We start from the raw sequence: 18263 nt of genomic DNA, 5'->3' as shown, positions 1-18263 counted from the left end.
CCCCTAGATTAAGGATGGACGCAAAATAACTTCCACGCCTTTCGGTGCATAGGCGGCAATGACCACATTGGGATGCTGAACCGTAATCCAGCCAAGCCCTGAAAAGACAATGTCGGTCTTGCTATCTTTGACTCGGAATTCATGGCGCACCAATTCCGGGAAGTCGTCTTTGAATTCCGCGGATGGCGGTGCCAGCATTCCGCCTAAATGCTGTTCGTACAAGGCATCTGCATTTTCCAATTTTGTCCGGTGTATCGGCAAATCATTGGACACATGGACCGTGAATGAAGAGCGGTCGCCATGGATGAAATCAAAGCGGGCCAAGCCGCCGATATAAAGCGTTTGTTCCGGGTTAAGCTGGAAGACGCGCGGTTTGATTTCTTTTTTAGGCATGATCATCTTCAAATCTTCTAAATGCAGAAAATGCGCCAATTGATGGTGGTTGATGATCCCTGGCGTGTCGAAAAGCGAGTTTTCGTCATCAAGCGGGATTTCAATCATATCAAGTGTTGTTCCTGGAAAATGGGAAGTCGTAATGATATCTGAATGCCCAGTCGACTGTTTGATGATGCGGTTGATGAATGTCGATTTCCCAACATTCGTGCTGCCGACAACATAGACGTCATGGCCTTTCCGGTAATGCTCAATCGCTTCCATCGCTTCAACGATGCCAGTACCTTTATGAGCGCTGACTGTCAGCACGTCAATCGGTTTCAAGCCAAGTTTTTTCGCTTCTTGTTTCATCCAATTGATCAATTTATGCTGCTTGACCGATTTTGGCAATAAATCCGATTTATTGGCAATCAGCAAAATATCATTGCTGCCGACAAAGCGATGGAGTCCTGGCAGCCAGCTGCCGTTAAAGTCGAAAATGTCGACTATTTTAACGATCAGGCCTTTTCTCTCGCCGAGGCCGTTTAAAATTTTCAAGAAATCGTCATCCGTCAACGATACAGGCTGGAGTTCGTTGTAATTTTTCAATCTGAAGCAGCGCTGACAGATGATTTCTTCTTTATCTAAGGAAGATGGCGGTGCATAGCCCAATTCTCCCTGGCGTTCTGTCTGGATTAACGCACCGCATCCGATGCAAGTTGGCATTTCGTTCAATTTTCTTCCTCCCACATAATCTGGCCTTTATCTTTAAGTCTTTTCATGATTCTGCGCTCCACCAATCGGTTGAAACGGGTAAAAAAGCCATCGGACTGAGCCACTGGCAACACAAGAATCGTATGAAGCTTATTGAGGTTGCCGCCGAAGATATCGGTCAGCATCTGATCCCCGATGACCACAACGTGTTCACGGTTGACCATCATCAGCTTGAGCGCTTTTCTGAATGCACGGCCCATCGGCTTCCGTGCCTGGTAGATAAACGGAATGCCAAGCGGATCCGCAAAAGATTTCACGCGCAATTCGTTATTGTTCGAAACGATGACCACTTGGATCCCCGCATCTTTCATTGAGCGCAGCCAATCGATCAGCATTGGTGTAGCTTCCGGACGGTCCCATTCCACCAGCGTATTATCGAGGTCGGTAATGATTCCGCGGATCCCTTTGTCCAATAGCATTTGCGGCGTGATATCAAACACTTTTTTTACATATTGGCTTGGTACGAATTTATGATACATAATTGACAACTCCTGTTTCTACGGACTTAATTCAACTGATTATAACATATGGACGAGGGCTTCTCCCACCCTGACTGAATTTCCGTTTTGCACATTGGCGCTGAACTCGACTTTGCCGCGCTCAAAAAACATCACGACGGTTGAACCGAAACTGAAATATGCAGCTTCTTCGCCTTTTTTCCAGCTCGTGCCGAAGTTTGTCAGCTCGATCGAGTTGACGAACATGGCGCCCACTTTGACCATCAGGAGCCTGCCGCAGGCATAGTCGAGCTCGGTGATCATCCGGTAATTGCCGCTGATCGGGGCTTTGCCGAATTGCAGCCCTGCCTGGTTCACCGGATACGATTTTTTCCCTAAAACATATTGCTTCCGCACATTCCCATCGACCGGGCTATGGATGCGGTGGTAATCTGCTGGGGACAGATACAGTACAATGTATTTGCCATCGCGGTAGAAATCAGCCAGCTCCGGGGTGGCCAGCAGATCTTCCAAAGAATATTGCTGCCCTTTCACCAAGAAATGGATGTTGTCGTGGAGATCGCCGGCGATTTCCACTTTGGCATCGACGGGCGACACCACTGCTTGTTCTGCACTCGGCCGGCTTCCATCTTTCAGCTGGCGGATAAAAAAGTCATGCAGCGTTGGAAATGAATTCAGCGGCCCGACGACATCCGCCATATCTATTTTATAAGTCTTAATATATCCCGGAACCGCTCTACGGCTAAGCCGCGACTTGGCGAAATGTTTGATTAGGCCGGAAGTAATCGGGCCATTAGTCAATTCGATCGAACGTTGGTAAAGCTTTTTCTTCATATAGACACCTCCGTTGCTTAAAATAGTCTACCATTTTTTGGCCTTAGGCAGTATAATGAACTAAAGAAGTTTATGACAAAGGAGTGTTTTCCATTGCTACTCATAGAACGGATGGATCACACAATTAAAAAATTGAGATCCCAAGCCGCAAACATGATCACGATTGGCAATATGGCTTTTGGTGGCGCGTCTTTAATGGCAGCGCTTAACGGCTATTATAGCTTTAGTGTTTTATTCATTTTCATAGCCGCGTTTTTAGATCGTTTCGATGGCATGGTCGCACGGAAATTCAACCAGGAGTCGGAACTCGGCAAACAGCTGGATTCCATGAGCGACATCATCTCGTTCGGAGTAGCCCCGGCAATCCTGATGTACGAGCTTGTGCTTGTAGATTTCGGCATCGCTGGCATGGCATTTACTGTCATTTATATCGCAAGCGGCGCGTTCCGCTTGGCACGCTTTAACATTTCAGAGTCTACCGGTTATTTCACCGGCTTGCCGATCACAGCGGCAGGCACAGTTGTCACCTTGTCCTATTTCGGCTTAGCGGTCATCCCGCCCGTCGCTTATATGTTCCTGTTCTTGCTGTGCTCGTTGTTGATGGTCAGTACATTCACCCTTAAAAAAGTTTAAAAGCTGGAAGCGGCTCGATTGCCGCCTCCAGCTTTTTTTTTATTGGGCCGCTATGCGGTCTACAACGTTTAATACGATTTGTGTGGAATGTTTTGCCGCCACTGGCAGAAATTCTTCAAACGAAATATTGGATTGTTTGCCAGCGATATCCGACAATGCCCGGATAACGACAAACGGCGTGCCGAACTGATGGCATACTTGGGCAACAGCCGCCGCTTCCATTTCGGCTGCTTTCATCAACGGGAAATGGCCGCGAACTTTTTCCACGCGCTCCGCATCGTCCATGAACGAATCACCGGTTGCGATAAGGCCAACTGCATAAGCATGCTCACCAAGCTCTTCCACCGCTTTCACCGCGTGATCCATCAAATCTGCACTGGACAGAAATGCAGCCGGCAATTGCGGCACCTGGCCCATTTCATAGCCGAAAGCAGTGACGTCAACGTCATGATGGCGGACTTCATCGGAAATGACGATTGCACCGACTTCAAGTTCCGCATCAAAGCCTCCAGCAGAGCCGGTATTGATGACAACATCCGGTTTGAATTGCTGAAGCAGCAGCGTTGTTGACATCGCGGCATTAACTTTGCCGATGCCGCTTTTCAATAAAACAACTTCTTGCCCTTTATACGTTCCAGAGGTGAATTCGCAATTAGCGATTTCCTCCGTTTTTACGTTATCAAGGCTTGCACGCAGCAAATGAACCTCTTCTTCCATTGCACCAATCACACCGATTTTCATCTATTCTACTTCCTTTCTGTTAGCTGTTTTCATTTCTATATAAGGAAACTATAAAATTTGAACACAAGAAATCAACTCCTATATTCCACTTTGGACGCTTAGGGCATGGCTCTCGCAAGAAGCCGAGAAGAACACTCGTCTCATTGCTAAAGACCTTCTGCTTTTGCATCGCTGCGCTAGCTTCGGGACAAAGACATGGACCTTGCAAGCTTCGGCCCATGTCTTGCCCGCGGCAAGCGCAGTTATTTTTGCGGAATATCGATAATTAGATATCATTAGACAATAATATAGCCATAAAAAAAGACGCCTTTTTAATAGGCGCCCTTCAGTGTTTTTAGGACATCCAACTTGACTGGGCTCCAGCCTTTGCCGTCAACCCATTCCATATGGACGCGGTATTTCTTCGATTGGTCTTTGGACTGCACCACTCCGATTGATTTCTGCGGGCCTCCGCCGTTTTTAATCATCATGATGTACATATCGCCTTCAGCCAAGCCTGTAGCGTAAGAAATCGCTTTGATTTTTTCATTCCAGTCTGCTGAGCCTTTTTCATAAACGGAAACGTGCTCGCCTTTTTGCTTTGTGCCGACTGGCTCCCAGCTGGTATTGATGATCGTTTCTTTAACGACCGGATCGTTTGAATCTTCTTTCGTGATGGTTCCGCCGGTTACTTTGCCTTCTTTTGTTTCTTCAGGCTTCTCTTCCTTTTCGGTAGTAGCTTCTTCAGCTTCTTCAGCTTCTTCTTCTTTAGAGTCGGCTTTAGTGCCGCTGTCAGCAGGTTCGCCTTCCGGTTCATCCGCTGCGCCGCTTTCTTCTTGCTCCGTTTCAGAAGCGATTTTTACCGATTCAGGCTGTTCAATGCTTCCTTCTTCCTTATCAAGAAAAATAAATGCTCCTGTAATGAGGATCAAAGTGAAGACCAGCCCGATCATCATGTTCAAGACCGAGTTGGACCGGTTTTTATTATTCATGACAGGATTGGATCGATTCTTCTTATTCAAGCGAGAAGGATATCGTTTTTCTTCATTAGCCATTTAAATGCCTCCTCTTTAAATGTTTTTAGCGTGTTGCCACATAACGCATAGGACGATTGGGCGCACGTAATGTTCCAAGGGAGAGCGATTTTTACCAAAAACGGCCATTCATTTGTTGGAATGGCCGTTTTTCTTCATCAAGTGATTGATACGATTTTGATTTCCATTTCGCCGCCTGGCGTCAACACTTTGACAATCTCGCCGACAGTGCGGCCGATCATGCTTTTCGCGATAGGCGAATCATTGGAAATACGGCCTTCAAGCGGATCCGCTTCTGCTGATCCAACGATTGTATAAGACTCTTCGTCGCCGTCCGGAACTTCGACGAAAGTCACCGTTGTGCCCAAACGGACCATATCTTTATTTTTTTCGTTTTCATTTATGATTACTGCGTTGCGGATCATCGATTCTAATGTCGAAATGCGTCCCTCGACGAATGCCTGATCTTCTTTTGCGGAGTCATACTCTGCATTCTCAGATAAATCACCAAAATCACGGGCGATTTTAATCCGTTCAACCACTTCTTTGCGTTTGATCGTTTTCAGAAAGTCTAGTTCATCCTCCAACTTCTGCTTTCCTGCAGCTGTCATCGGAAATTGTTTTTCAGTAGCCATTTTTCCCCACTCCTTCAACTGCTGACCCTAGATGCGATACATCCGTCAGTCTCGTATCATCATATTATAATCTGGCAATCTATTCAAGAATTGTTTTAATTTTTGTAACCATCAAGTCGATTGCCACTTCGTTCTGGCCGCCTTCAGGAATGATAACGTCCGCGTAGCGCTTTGTCGGTTCGATAAATTGATTGTGCATCGGGCGCACTACTGTCAGGTATTGTTCAATCACCGAATCGATTGTCCGGCCCCGTTCGTTGATGTCCCGCAGCAAGCGGCGGATGATGCGCAAATCCGCATCGGTATCGACGAATAATTTGATGTCCATCAATTCCCGCAGACGCTGGTCTTCTAGAACCAAAATACCTTCCAGGATGATGACATCTTTCGGCTCAATATGTACCGTTTCTTCAGCACGTGTATGAATTGCGTAGTTGTAGATAGGTTTTTCGATCGCTTCGCGGTCCAATAGTTTATTGACATGGCCGATAAGCAAATCCGTATCGAATGCCAATGGATGATCATAATTCGTTTCAAGACGCTCTTCAAAAGCCAAATGGCTTTGGTCTTTGTAATAATAATCTTGTTCGATCACGACGACCGAATGTTCTTTAAACACTTCATAAATAGAATTCGTGACGCTGGTTTTACCCGAGCCCGAACCTCCTGCTATCCCGATTACCACCGGACGGTTTTTCGACATTATTCCAAGCTCCTTGCAAATCGACTTTTTTATTGGCTTTTCTTCTTACAGACCATGATACCGTCGCCTACTGGCAGTAATTGCACCTCGTACAGCGGATTTTCCATCATATGGTCCCTGAATTTCTTGATGTTGCGGATCATCGTCCGCTTTCTTCGCGGTATATCGGCGAGCGGCTGGTCCGCCATCCCGTGCATAAGCATATTATCACAATAGATGATTCCGCCCTCCGGCAGCAGCGTTTCATACTTCTCAAAAAAGCGCTCGTATTGCCCTTTGGCGGCATCGATGAAGACGGCTTCATAAGAAGACTTCAGAAGGGAAAAGTCCATTTCCAGTGCATCAGCGTGGAAAATGCGGATGCGCTCTCCGTAGCCCGATTCCGAGATGAACTTCTGCGCCTGCTCGAATCTGCTGGCATCCCGCTCAATTGTGTCGATTTTGCAAACCGGCAAAGCCTGCGCCATTTTTATCGCAGAAAAGCCGATGGCCGCACCGATTTCCAAAATAGACGCCGGCTTCTGCTGGTCCAACAGCTGGGTCAGTTCATCGATGCCTTGTTCTTCCATGATCGGCACATGATGCTGAACAGCGTAGCTTTTGATCGACTTCAGCGTCTCCGCCAATTGTAGTTGTCCCATTATTCAAGCCCCTTCTCGCGCTAGCAAAAATTACTACTTATACTAACATAAAACAAGAAGGAATGCGAGGTCGCTTCCTTCTTGTCGGGTTATTGTGTTTTATTGGCCGATGAATTTATCGCGGTTTGCCAAATGTTGATCATAGGTCTCAGCAAAATGGTTTTTGCCTGATGAATCCGCAAGGAAATAGAAATATTTCGTATCTGCTGGATCCAGCACGGCTTGGATCGATTCGATCCCCGCTGAAGCGATTGGCCCCGGCGGCAGCCCTTTGTTCGTGTAAGTGCTGTACGGATGTTCGAATTCGTAGTCTTTATTGAATAGACGCTCTTTATGCTCGCCCATCGCATAAATGACGGTCGGATCCGTTTGCAGCGGCATGTCTTCATTGATGCGGTTAAAGAACACACTGGCTATCGCCTGACGGTCGCTCTGCGATGTCGCTTCTTCCTCAAGCAGCGAGGCGAATGTCAGCAGCGTATGCGGCGTCATTTTCTTCTCCTGCATGATAGCTTCGAATTGTACCACGTTTGCTTGCGTCGCATTGAGCATTTGTTCGATAATCAGTGTCAGCGACGGATCTTCTTCATAAAACGGATAAGTGGCCGGATAAAGATAGCCTTCCAAATCGTAGCGGACATTTTCATTTTTGATTTCGTCCGTCAACAAAGTCGGATATTTCACCATTAGCTCGTCGACGTAAGCTTCATCCGTGATTTTCTCCATGAATTGTTCCGCAGTGAAATCGGTTTTCTTGGCGATGACGTTCTCGGCAATTTGCTCAAGCGTCAGCCCTTCAGGAATCGTAATTGCGAATAGCGGCTCGCGGTAGACTTTCCCCGTCTTCAAGCTTTGCGTAATTTCATCGAGCGTCATCGACGGCAGCAAACCGTACGTGCCTGCCTGAAATTCCGATTCGTTATTGAATTTGACGTAATATTTATAGACGCGCGCATCTTTGACGATGCCGTTTTTCTCAAGAAGTTCAGCGATGCTGTCGAGGTTTGAACCGATCGGCACTTCTATTTCCACCACTTTTTCAGAATCCGGATCAACCGGCTTTAATGCTCCGCTCACGAAGTTGTATGTCTGGAAGCCGACGATGCCGACGATCAAGAGCACAACTAGCGTGATGATTGCCACTATGCGCCTCACGGTTTTTCCTTCTTTCTTTTTTTCTTTCATCCGTTCAAACATGATCTCTTTTTTTGACCCTTTGTCCACGGGTTCCCCCCCTTAGCTTTTTCCTTTACCAGTATACCTAATTCCTGACAAAAGAAAAAGACGGAATCAACAAGCAATTCCGTCCTTCTCCTTTTAAGATTACTGTTCTTCGTTCTCTTCTTCTTCGTCAAGGAACGTGTTCAGCATTTCTTCGATCATATCCCACTCTGCATCCGTTTCAACCGGGCGAAGTTCTCCGCCTGCGATTTTACCGTCTACATCAGTGTTTTCAGTGAATGAAGATGCTTGGATTTCGATTTCGCCTTCGTCATCTTCCTCAGCGCCTACCGGGAAATACAATACGTATGATTTTCCGAATTCTTCACTTTCAAATGTGAATAAAATTTCAAATAATTGTTCGTCGCCGTTTTCATCAACGACTGTAATATGCTCTTGTCCATGTTCCATTTGCGTCACCTCATAATTTTTTAAAATCAAGGTAGCCTTGCAGAATCATCACTGCGGCCATCTTGTCGATCACTTTCTTGCGGTTTTTGCGGCTTACATCCGCAGAGATCAACATCTTCTCTGCAGCCATTGTCGTTAGCCGCTCATCCCATAGTACCACCGGTATAGCATATACTTCTTCGAGCAAAGCTGCAAATTTTTGCGATGCTTCCGCACGTGGACCGATTGAATTGTTCATGTTTTTCGGAAATCCGACGACAACTTGGGTAACTTCGAATTGTTTGATCAATTCACCCAGGCGCGCCATGCCGAACTCACCGGCCGCCTCGTTGATCTTGACGGTCTCAATGCCCTGGGCAGTCCAGCCCAACGCATCACTGATGGCGACGCCGATTGTTTTCGAACCGACATCCAGTCCCATTATTCTCATTCTTGTTCCCCGTTATTCTTTTTGATATAGAATTTCACAAGCTCTTCCAGGATTTCATCCCGCTCAAGTTTGCGAATCATATTGCGTGCATCCTGATGGCGAGGAATATAAGCCGGATCACCTGACAGTAAATATCCGACAATCTGATTGATCGGGTTATAACCTTTTTCTTCAAGTGCCGTATGGACTTGAAGCATGACTTGCTTCACTTCCTGCTCCATCGACTCATCAGACGGATTGAATTTCATTGTTTGATCAAATGAACTCACGACAAGCACCTCGTTTCGGATTTAGATAGGAGAATTTGACTCTCGCTGCCTGACTTACATTATAAACGATAACCGGCATTTATAAAACCTATTTGAGCTGTTCGTAGACAGATTCCAGAGCCGCTTCCAATTTTTCAGGATTTTTAGCGCCTGCCATCGCCATATCAGGGCGGCCGCCGCCTTTGCCTCCGCATTGCTCAGCTACATGTTTGACGATTTGGCCGGCATGATAGTTCCCGCCTGCCAAATCTTTTGTAACACCTGCGATCAGCATGACTTTGTCGCCGTCGACAGCGCCTAGAACGATTACCGCTTTGTCGAATTTCTGTTTCAAATCGTCCATCATCTGGCGCAGCTGATTATTGTCTTTTGCTTCGACTTTCGCTGACAAGACAGTGATGTCATTGATCTGACGAGCCGCAGTCAAAATTTCAGACGACTGTGCATTGGAGATTTTCGCCATCAGCGATTCGTTTTGGCGCTGCATTGATTTCATTTCCTGCTGGAACGATTGAACTTTCTGGACCATGTCTTTCGGTGAAGACTTCAAAAGCGAAGCGGCTTCTTCCAAAATTTGTTCCGTTTCCCGCAAGTTTTCGTAAGCGCCTTTTCCGGTAACCGCTTCGATCCGGCGTACGCCAGCACCGATGCCGCTTTCCGAAACGATTTTGAACAAGCCGATTTCCGCTGTATTCATAACATGGACGCCGCCGCAAAGCTCTTTCGAGAAATTGCCGATTTCCACAACACGGACAATATCGCCGTATTTTTCACCGAATAAAGCCATCGCACCCATTTTTTTCGCTTCCTGCAAATCATGGAAGCCGGTATCGACTGCGATGCCGTTCCAGATTTTTTCATTGACGATTTGTTCGATGTGCGTGATTTCCTCTTTGGTGACGCCTCCAAAATGCGAGAAGTCGAAACGCAGGCGGTCTGGCCCTACGTAAGATCCTGCCTGATTAACGTGCGTACCCAGAACATCTTTCAGCGCTTGGTGCAATAAATGCGTCGCTGTGTGGTTTTTCACCGTGTGGCGGCGCTGGGAAGATTCCACTTCCGCTGCCACTGAACCAGCCGTCAATTCGCCCGAATCGATCCGGACAGAGTGGAGGTTCTGGCCATTCGGCGCTTTTTTAACGTCCAGCACAGTCGCCTGCACCAGATCGTTGCCAAGCGTTCCGCGGTCGGCAATCTGCCCGCCGCTTTCCGCGTAGAATGGCGTTTTGTCGAGAATGACTTGCACTTCGTCGCCTTCTTGAGCACTTTCTACCACATCACCGTCTTTAACGATGACGAGCACAGACGCTTCTGCAAGCGTGCGGTCATAGCCGATAAATTCGCTGGCCACTTTGATATTGCCTAAGACTTCCGATTGCGTCTGCATCGAATTGACGCTTTGGCGTGCTTTGCGTGCACGGTCGCGCTGCGCATTCATCGCCGTTTCAAATCCGGCGTGGTCGATTGCCATGCCTTCTTCTTCTGCGTATTCCTCAGTCAATTCAACCGGGAAACCGTACGTATCGTAAAGACGGAAAGCATCTTCTCCCGGAATTTCGCTGCGCCCGGCAGCTTTTTGTCGAGCTGCAACTTCTGACAAGATCGCCAAACCATCGTGAAGTGTTTCATGGAAACGTTCTTCTTCCAGCTTCATTACGCGGATAATGAAATCCTGCTTGTCGGTTACTTCCGGATAGAAATCCTTCATGATTGCGCCGACGACAGGGACCAACTCAAACATGAATGGTTTTTCGATGCCCAGCTTTTTCGCATAGCGGACAGCGCGGCGCAACAGCCTGCGCAGGACATAGCCGCGGCCTTCGTTTGATGGCAATGCGCCATCGCCGATTGCAAATGCTACAGTTCGGACATGGTCAGCGATAACTTTGAACGCCATATCGGTTTCGACGTCTGTGCCATAGCGCACGCCGGAAATCTCTTCAGTTTTCTGAATGATCGGCACGAAAAGATCCGTATCGTAGTTCGTCGGCACGTTTTGCACGACAGAAGCCATACGCTCCAAGCCCATGCCTGTATCGATGTTCTGCTTCGGCAATGGCGTATACGTATTGTCCGGATTGTGGTTGAACTGCGAGAATACCAAGTTCCAAACTTCCAAATAGCGGTCGTTTTCGCCGCCCGGATACATTTCAGGATCGCTTTGATCGATGCCGTATGATTCGCCGCGGTCATAGAAAATTTCCGAGTTCGGTCCGCTTGGGCCTTCGCCGATGTCCCAAAAGTTGCCTTCGAGCCGGATGATGCGTTCAGCCGGCACGCCGACTTCATTGAGCCAGATGCTATAAGCTTCTTCATCTTCCGGATGGATCGTCACCGACAGCAATTCCGGATCAAAGCCCATCCATTTTGGATCGACCAGAAATTCCCATGCCCAATGAATGGCTTCTGTTTTGAAATATTCGCCGATTGAAAAGTTACCGAGCATTTCAAAAAACGTATGGTGGCGCGCCGTTTTGCCGACGTTTTCAATATCGTTCGTACGGATCGATTTCTGTGCGTTGACGATGCGCGGATTCGCCGGAATCACCCGTCCATCAAAATATTTCTTCAGCGTTGCTACTCCGCTGTTGATCCATAACAGTGAAGGATCTTCGAACGGCACAAGCGGAGCGCTCGGCTCTTGGTCGTGGCCTTTTTCTTTAAAGAATTCGATATACAATCTTCTGATGTCTGCAGCTTTCATGTTTTTCATATTTTCTCCTCCTAGCCATATTAAAAAGCCTTCGTCCCTTGCGCTGGCGCAAGGGACGAAGGCTTTATTTCGCGGTACCACCCTAATTACACGGACAAAAAAACTCCGTGTCTCTCATTATGCCTTAACGCGGCTGTGACGGCAGGAATTAGCTGCACTCCGGAGTAGCTTTCCAAAACAGCGGGGCGAAGGTCCTTTCAGCCGGGGAACCTCTTTCTGAACGCGCGCAATTCTGTACTTTCTCCATCTGGGTGTTTGTGTATAAATGTATATCCTGAATTATATAGAAAAAGATTCCGCTATGTCAATAGCCGTGCTTTTTCTTGCGCGGAGGGTGCGTTTATTCCTTCAATTATTGAAATACGCCCGGTTGCCGCTCGAATACGCTCCATTGCGGTAGAAATACGCTCTATAAAATCCCGAATACGCTCCGTTTTGGAATAAATACGCTTCCAGACGAAAAAAAGCATCCGCAATGGGATGCTTTTAAGCTTCAATAAAATTTGCGGGCTTGATGCCTTCCATGCCGATGAGCGGATGGATGGCGTGGGCGTTTTCCGCCGTCAAGCTTGCTGGACCCGATTGGGTTGGCGCGGCACCTACTGGCACAGCCGATTTCTCCGCTGCAGCTTCTTCTGGCGCCCCTTCAACCACTTTAGGTGCAGGCGGCGCTTCCGATAGCTGCAGACGGCTTTTCAGCGTCGTCATGCGCTGCGTATCGTCAGTGCGCTCGACTCCGTAGCGGAACACCTGCGGATCGCCGCACAAGATCAAGAAATCCTTGCTGCGGGTGATGCCCGTATACAGTAAATTCCGGCGCAGCATTTTCATATAGCCGCGGACGATCGGCATGATGACCGTCGGAAACTCCGATCCCTGCGATTTGTGGATCGAGCAGCAATACGCCAGCGTCAGCTGGTTGAGGTCGCTGCGCTCGTAAGTCACTTCGATGCCGTCGAATGACGCGACGAGCATGTCCTGCTTCTCGACCGTTTCTTTTGCTTTTAGGATTGCCACGACTTCGCCCATATCGCCGTTGAAGACATTGCTTTCCGGCTGGTTGACGAGCTGAAGAATCTTGTCACCGATGCGGTACGTGTTGTCACCGAACACCAATTCTTTGCGTTTGCCGTCGGCGTTCGGATTGACCATTTCCTGGATCATGCGGTTCAGCGCGTCAATGCCTGCAGGCCCTTTATACATCGGGGCGAGCACTTGAACATCTTTGATCGAATGCCCTTTCGCCAGAGCACTTTTGACGACTTTCTCCACGACCGATGCAATTTGGTCTGGGCCCGCTTTGATGAACGAACGATCTGCCGTTTTTGCGGTGATATCAGCGGGCAGCTGCCCGTTTTTCATTTGATGCGCGAGTTCGATGATCGAGGAGCCAGAAGACTGGCGGTAGATGTCGGTCAGCTCGACCGTCGGAATGCGCTTCGACTCAAGCAGATCTCGGAGCACTTGGCCAGGCCCGACCGGTGGCAGCTGGTCCTGGTCGCCCACGAAAATAAGCTGGGCATCTTCCGGCACCGCTTTCAGCAATTGATGCGCGAGCCACGTGTCGACCATCGACATTTCATCAATGATGATCAGGCGGCCTTCGATCTCTTTTTCGGTTTCTTCGTCTTTTTCCTGTCCGTTAAAGCCGAGCAAACGGTGGATCGTCATGGCTGGAAGCCCCGTCGACTCGCTCAGGCGCTTCGCGGCACGTCCCGTAGGTGCTGCAAGAATGATCGGGAACGGCTCTTTTTTCTTGGCATATTCTTTCGGGTCGAGCGACAAACCGTGTAGCTCAGCATAAACTTCAACAAGGCCGCGCACGACAGTCGTCTTACCGGTACCTGGTCCGCCAGTCAAAATCATGACAGAGGAATTAATGCTCGAGTCAATCGCTTCCACTTGGGTTTCCGCGTAGTTGACGCCGAGCCGCTCTTCCGCTTCGCCGAGCGCTTTCCGCACTTCCGACGCAGGGAAGCGGTCGCGGTTCGCCTGCGACGCTAGCATCGTTTCAAGCTTTGTCGCAATGCCGACTTCCGAATAATACAGCGACGGCAAATAAAGCCGGGTTTCTTCTCCCGACACTTTGCCTTCTTCATTCATTTCAATCATCGCTTTGGAAATCGCATCGATTGGAATGTCTTCCCGTTGGCTCGCTTCCAGCATTTCTTTGACTTGCGGGATGAGCATTTTCGCATCGACGTAGACATGGCCTTCCGACAGCGACGCCTGGTTCAGCAGATGCAGAATCGACGCCTTGATGCGGTCCGGATGGCTGCCGGTGATACCGAGCTTCGCACCGAGTTCATCCGCGCGGTGGAAACCGATCCCTTCGATTTCTTCAATCAAAATAAACGGATTTTTCGTCAAAATGTCGATCGTATCTTCGCGATAGGTCTGGTAGACGCGCATGCCAATCTGCGGGCCGAAGCCCCAGTCGTTGAGCTGGATCATGACGCGCTCCAACCCCAGATTCAGCTGCAGCGTCGAACGGATCGTATCTTTTTTTTCAACAGAAAGCCGCGGTACCGCATCGAGCGCTTCCGGATCTTCAAGAATTTTCTTAATGGCGTCTTTGCCCAATTTTTTGACGATCGTCTCCGCTGTTTTGCGGCCGATGCCATTGAACATATCGCTCGATAAATAATGCACAATCCCCTGCTCTGTTTCCGGCACTTCTTTCGTGAAGGTTTCCACCTGGAATTGGACGCCGTAGCGCGGATGGTTTTTCACCGCACCCGTAAAGCGGTAGGACTCCTCAAGCGACAATTTCGGGAAATAGCCCGAGACGATGATTTCTTTTTCCTGGTACGAGGTATTGGTTTCCTGGATTTTCACTTTCGCGATGGAGAATAAGTTTTGGGGATTGTGAAAAATCGAGACGACTGGCCTGCCCAGCACAAAGTGCGTTTCTTCTTGGAATAAATCAATTTGTCCAGTCATCGTCGCCGTCTCCTTTCACAATGGTTAATGTTGTTTTTATGTTTTATTGCCGCTCTGCTGCGATCATGTCATGCGCGTAGCGCGCCATTTCGTTGCGGTCGTCGAGCGTGTAAGCCTGCTTCAAATGATGCATTGCGTCTTCAACACGATCTGTCGACACGGCATACAGCACGCCCAGGTTGTAATGCGCATCGGCGTGATTGGCGTCGAGCGCCAGCACTTCCAAAAATTGCGGTTCTGCCAATGTGAACAATTCCATCGAGGCCAGGACAATGCCGTAGCTAAGGCGCGCTTGCACGTCGGTACCGTCAAGTTCCACTGCCCGTTGAAGGTAAGGCAGCGCCAATTTCGGCTGGTCCATTTTTTCGAAGCATTTGCCGATCATGAAAAGCGCATCCGAGCCTTCAAGTCCGTAATGTAATGCTTTTTCATAAAGCTTCAACGCTTCATCAAAGCGCTCCGCATTGAAATACAAGTTCGCAAGGCCGTAATAAGCCGTCGCGGATGTTTCATCAAGCGTCAGCGCTTTTTGGAAAAAGCGTTCTGCCCGCTCGACATCGTCCATCGATGTCAGCACGTGGCCGAAATTGATATAGCCGAGCGGATTTTCCGGCTGTTCTTCAATTGCTTGCGTAAATGCTTGGATTGCGGCTTCCGTGTCGCCTGCTTGCAGCGCTTGGATGCCGATTTCATTATAATTCATCGCTGATTGTCCCATTAGCCTACATACTCCAATCGCGCGCCGTTTTTGAAGACGCGGTCGATCGTCCCGCCGCCAAGGCATTCGTCGCCATCATAGAAAACGACTGCTTGCCCAGGCGTGATTGCCCGTACCGGCTCATCGAATGTCACAAGCGCTTCAGTGCCTTTCATTTCCACGGTAACGCCTACATCGGCTTGGCGGTAGCGGAATTTCGCTGTGCACGTGAACAGGCCTTGAGGCGCTGTATCCGATGTAAAGCTTAAGTTCACGGCGCTCAAGCTGTCTGAGAACAGGGCTTCGTGGTGGATATTCTGCCCGATGAACAAGATGTTCTTCTCAAGGTCTTTGCCGATGACGAACCACGGATCGCCCGCTCCGCCGATGCCGAGTCCTTGGCGCTGGCCGATAGTGTAATACATCAAACCGTCATGCGAGCCCATTTTCTTGCCTTCCATCGTCACCATCTCGCCTGGTTGCGCCGGCAGATATTGGCCGAGGAATTCCTTGAAATTGCGTTCGCCGATAAAGCAGATTCCGGTCGAATCTTTTTTTGTTGCCGTTGCAAGTTCCGCTTCCAATGCGATTTCACGCACTTTCTTTTTCTCCATATGGCCGATTGGGAACATGACTTTCGACAATTGCTCCTGGTTCAACTGATTAAGGAAATACGTTTGGTCTTTGTTGTTGTCCTGGCCGCGCAGCATTTTCGTTTCGCCGTTTTCTGCGTGCTCGACTTGCGCGTAATGGCCGGTCGCCAAATAATCGGCGCCGAGGCTTAACGCATGCTCCAAAAACGCTTTGAATTTGATTTCTTTATTGCACATGACGTCCGGGTTCGGCGTACGCCCTGCTTTATATTCTTCGAGGAAGTACGTGAACACTTTGTCCCAATACTGCTTTTCGAAATTGACGGCGTAATAAGGAATGCCGATTTGGTTGCAGACGCGGATGACGTCTTCGTAATCTTCCGTCGCGGTGCAGACGCCGAATTCATCGGTGTCGTCCCAGTTTTTCATGAAGATGCCGATGACATCATAGCCCTGTTCTTTCAATAAATAAGCGGCAACCGAAGAGTCGACCCCTCCGGACATGCCGACGACAACGCGTGTATCTTGAATTGCTTTTGCAGTCATAATATCTCACCTTTTCATTTAAGCGCTAAACGCTTGCAGATTTGTGCTGTTTTCAGTGCAGCTTCCTGCACTTGTTCAACGTCCAAGCCAAGCCCGAAGCTGAAGCGGATGGAATTGCGGAGCTCGTCCGCCTGTCCGCCGTACATGGCAACCAGAACATGGGACGGATCCATCGAACCCGCTGTGCAAGCTGAACCGCTCGAAGCCGAAATGCCGGCAATGTCGAGGTTGACCAGGAATGACTCGATGTCGACTCCCGGAATGCTGAGGTTCAGGATATGCGGCAGGCTGTGGGCCCCGTTTTCCTTGTAAGGGATGCCTTCGTCCGTTAAGACGTTTTTAAACCTGTCTTTAAACGTCAAATAAAGCGCCGTTTTTTCAGGCATAGTTGCTAGCGCGAGTTCCACCGCTTTAGCGAATGCCGAGATCGCTGGAACGTTTTCGGTTCCCGCACGGCGCTTGCGTTCTTGTTCACCGCCGTAAAAAAGCGGAGCCAAAGCGACGCCTTTGCGCTGGTACAGGAAGCCGGTGCCTTTCGGGCCGTTCAGTTTATGCGCCGATACTGACAGCAAATCGACATGGAGCTTTTCCACATCAATCGGCATGACACCATAAGCCTGGACGGCGTCTGTATGGAACACTGCGTCCGTGCCTTGGAGCAGCATACCGATTTCTTCGATCGGCTGGACCGTCCCGACTTCATTGTTGCCGAGCATGATGGTCACTAAGATTGTATCGCTGCGCAACGCATTTTTCACGTCTTCTGCTCGCACAAGCCCGTTTTCATCAACCGGCAGATAAGTCACGCTATAGCCATCCCGCTCAAGTTTCTCGCAAACATGCAAAACGGCGTGGTGTTCTACAGCCGACGTGATGATATGGCCGCCCGGCTTTTTCGCGGCAGTGCCGAAAATCGCCAAGTTATCGGCTTCCGTCCCACCGCTCGTGAAAATGATTTCCGGATCGTTTGCATTGATGCTCCGCGCGAAAACACGGCGTGCATCATCAAGCACTTTGCGCGCGATGCGCCCCGTGCCGTGCATGCTTGAAGGATTGCCGTAGACAGTGCTGAGCGCCAGTGAAAATGTTTCAGCCACTTCCGGATGCATCGGAGAAGTGGCCGCATGGTCTAAGTAAATTCGATTCATGATTGATTAACTCCTTATATATAGAACATATAATTATCGTTTTCAGTTTCTTGCTGGTTCGCCAAATCATCGATCGACGTTGTATCCAAGACATTTTTCACGGCGTCGCGGATGCGTACCCACAATTCGCGCTGCGGCTGGTCTTCGTCTTCAATGCCTTCAACCGGCTGGATCGGCCCCTCGAGTACGCGGATGACGTCCCCTGCTGAAATGTCTTTCGGGCTGCGCGTCAGCATATAGCCGCCGTAAGCGCCGCGTACACTTTTCACCAGTCCGGAGTTGCGGAGCGGGCCGACCAGCTGCTCTAAATAAGCTTCGGACAAATTATAATCCGCAGCGATTTTCCGCAGCGGCATCGGGCCTTCGCCGTAATGTTTTGCCAATGCGATCATAATAGTTAAGCCGTAGCGGCCTTTAGTCGATATTTTCATCGTTACACCTCGAAGTCAGTTTCCAATTATTCTTCCTAAAAGTATAGCATATCTCTG

Annotated in this window: 19 protein-coding genes and 1 other annotated feature; of the genes, 1 reads left to right on the top strand and 18 read right to left on the bottom strand. The window is 49.0% G+C overall.

All coding sequences use genetic code 11. The annotated features are described in order from the left end of the window. Positions 1 to 3 precede the first annotated feature (3 nt). Genes yqeH through AC4EHB_RS01380 form a run of 3 tightly spaced genes read right to left on the bottom strand, consistent with a single transcriptional unit; the run spans position 4 to position 2438 of the window. Positions 4 to 1107, bottom strand: coding sequence for a ribosome biogenesis GTPase YqeH (yqeH, locus tag AC4EHB_RS01390; protein WP_490980483.1), 1104 nt, complete (start codon positions 1105 to 1107; stop codon positions 4 to 6). Continuing rightward, a complete protein-coding gene (locus AC4EHB_RS01385) occupies positions 1104 to 1625 on the bottom strand; it encodes a YqeG family HAD IIIA-type phosphatase (RefSeq protein ID WP_490973807.1) in 522 nt (173 codons plus the stop codon). The genes yqeH and AC4EHB_RS01385 overlap by 4 nt, the downstream gene beginning before the upstream one ends. Before the next feature lie 39 nt (positions 1626 to 1664). Next, on the bottom strand, positions 1665 to 2438 hold the full coding sequence (locus AC4EHB_RS01380; protein WP_490973806.1) for a phosphatidylserine decarboxylase: 774 nt from the start codon (positions 2436 to 2438) through the stop codon (positions 1665 to 1667). 93 nt (positions 2439 to 2531) lie between these two features. Between AC4EHB_RS01380 and pssA the strand changes: the two genes are divergently transcribed. Beyond that, the gene (pssA, locus tag AC4EHB_RS01375) at positions 2532 to 3071 is read left to right on the top strand and encodes a CDP-diacylglycerol--serine O-phosphatidyltransferase (RefSeq protein ID WP_490973805.1); all 540 of its coding nucleotides are present in this window, start codon (positions 2532 to 2534) and stop codon (positions 3069 to 3071) included. 39 nt (positions 3072 to 3110) lie between these two features. Here pssA and mtnN read toward each other — a convergent pair whose 3' ends face one another. From mtnN to cymR, 15 genes are all read right to left on the bottom strand, one after another. Then, positions 3111 to 3812 (bottom strand): 5'-methylthioadenosine/S-adenosylhomocysteine nucleosidase, encoded by a 702-nt coding sequence (gene mtnN / locus AC4EHB_RS01370; protein WP_490973804.1) that lies wholly within the window; start codon positions 3810 to 3812, stop codon positions 3111 to 3113. 311 nt (positions 3813 to 4123) lie between these two features. Beyond that, the gene (locus AC4EHB_RS01365) at positions 4124 to 4846 is read right to left on the bottom strand and encodes a YrrS family protein (RefSeq protein WP_490980482.1); all 723 of its coding nucleotides are present in this window, start codon (positions 4844 to 4846) and stop codon (positions 4124 to 4126) included. A gap of 137 nt (positions 4847 to 4983) precedes the next feature. Continuing rightward, complete coding sequence (gene greA, locus AC4EHB_RS01360; RefSeq protein ID WP_490973802.1) at positions 4984 to 5460, bottom strand: transcription elongation factor GreA; 477 nt, start codon at positions 5458 to 5460, stop codon at positions 4984 to 4986. A 79-nt stretch (positions 5461 to 5539) separates the two neighbouring features. Beyond that, the gene (udk, locus tag AC4EHB_RS01355) at positions 5540 to 6163 is read right to left on the bottom strand and encodes a uridine kinase (RefSeq protein ID WP_490973801.1); all 624 of its coding nucleotides are present in this window, start codon (positions 6161 to 6163) and stop codon (positions 5540 to 5542) included. A gap of 29 nt (positions 6164 to 6192) precedes the next feature. Continuing rightward, the gene (locus AC4EHB_RS01350; protein ID WP_490980481.1) at positions 6193 to 6804 is read right to left on the bottom strand and encodes an O-methyltransferase; all 612 of its coding nucleotides are present in this window, start codon (positions 6802 to 6804) and stop codon (positions 6193 to 6195) included. Between the two features lie 99 nt (positions 6805 to 6903). Then, positions 6904 to 8028 (bottom strand): endolytic transglycosylase MltG, encoded by a 1125-nt coding sequence (gene mltG / locus AC4EHB_RS01345; protein WP_490973799.1) that lies wholly within the window; start codon positions 8026 to 8028, stop codon positions 6904 to 6906. 99 nt (positions 8029 to 8127) lie between these two features. Further along, complete coding sequence (locus tag AC4EHB_RS01340; RefSeq protein WP_490973798.1) at positions 8128 to 8436, bottom strand: DUF1292 domain-containing protein; 309 nt, start codon at positions 8434 to 8436, stop codon at positions 8128 to 8130. 10 nt (positions 8437 to 8446) lie between these two features. Next, positions 8447 to 8866 (bottom strand): Holliday junction resolvase RuvX, encoded by a 420-nt coding sequence (ruvX, locus tag AC4EHB_RS01335; protein ID WP_490973797.1) that lies wholly within the window; start codon positions 8864 to 8866, stop codon positions 8447 to 8449. Further along, positions 8863 to 9135, bottom strand: a complete 273-nt coding sequence (locus AC4EHB_RS01330; protein ID WP_135500710.1) for an IreB family regulatory phosphoprotein — start codon at positions 9133 to 9135, stop codon at positions 8863 to 8865. The genes ruvX and AC4EHB_RS01330 overlap by 4 nt, the downstream gene beginning before the upstream one ends. An 88-nt stretch (positions 9136 to 9223) precedes the next feature. Further along, positions 9224 to 11848, bottom strand: a complete 2625-nt coding sequence (alaS, locus tag AC4EHB_RS01325) for an alanine--tRNA ligase (RefSeq protein ID WP_490980480.1) — start codon at positions 11846 to 11848, stop codon at positions 9224 to 9226. A 48-nt stretch (positions 11849 to 11896) separates the two neighbouring features. Further along, positions 11897 to 12107 (bottom strand) — a binding site (T-box leader). A gap of 227 nt (positions 12108 to 12334) precedes the next feature. After that, positions 12335 to 14791 (bottom strand): SF1B family DNA helicase RecD2, encoded by a 2457-nt coding sequence (recD2, locus tag AC4EHB_RS01320; RefSeq protein ID WP_490980479.1) that lies wholly within the window; start codon positions 14789 to 14791, stop codon positions 12335 to 12337. Between the two features lie 43 nt (positions 14792 to 14834). Beyond that, a complete protein-coding gene (locus tag AC4EHB_RS01315; RefSeq protein ID WP_490980478.1) occupies positions 14835 to 15509 on the bottom strand; it encodes a tetratricopeptide repeat protein in 675 nt (224 codons plus the stop codon). Continuing rightward, positions 15509 to 16627, bottom strand: coding sequence for a tRNA 2-thiouridine(34) synthase MnmA (gene mnmA / locus AC4EHB_RS01310; RefSeq protein WP_490980477.1), 1119 nt, complete (start codon positions 16625 to 16627; stop codon positions 15509 to 15511). The genes AC4EHB_RS01315 and mnmA overlap by 1 nt, the downstream gene beginning before the upstream one ends. 14 nt (positions 16628 to 16641) lie before the next feature. Continuing rightward, positions 16642 to 17775 (bottom strand): cysteine desulfurase family protein, encoded by a 1134-nt coding sequence (locus tag AC4EHB_RS01305; protein ID WP_490980476.1) that lies wholly within the window; start codon positions 17773 to 17775, stop codon positions 16642 to 16644. 14 nt (positions 17776 to 17789) lie between these two features. Continuing rightward, positions 17790 to 18206, bottom strand: coding sequence for a cysteine metabolism transcriptional regulator CymR (gene cymR / locus AC4EHB_RS01300; protein ID WP_490973791.1), 417 nt, complete (start codon positions 18204 to 18206; stop codon positions 17790 to 17792). Between the last annotated feature and the right edge of the window lie 57 nt (positions 18207 to 18263).

The sequence above is a fragment of the Planococcus sp. TJ-302 genome, assembly GCF_058268455.1.
Note: the sequence above shows the minus strand (reverse complement) of the source record. Positions and strands in the feature narration are given on the sequence as shown.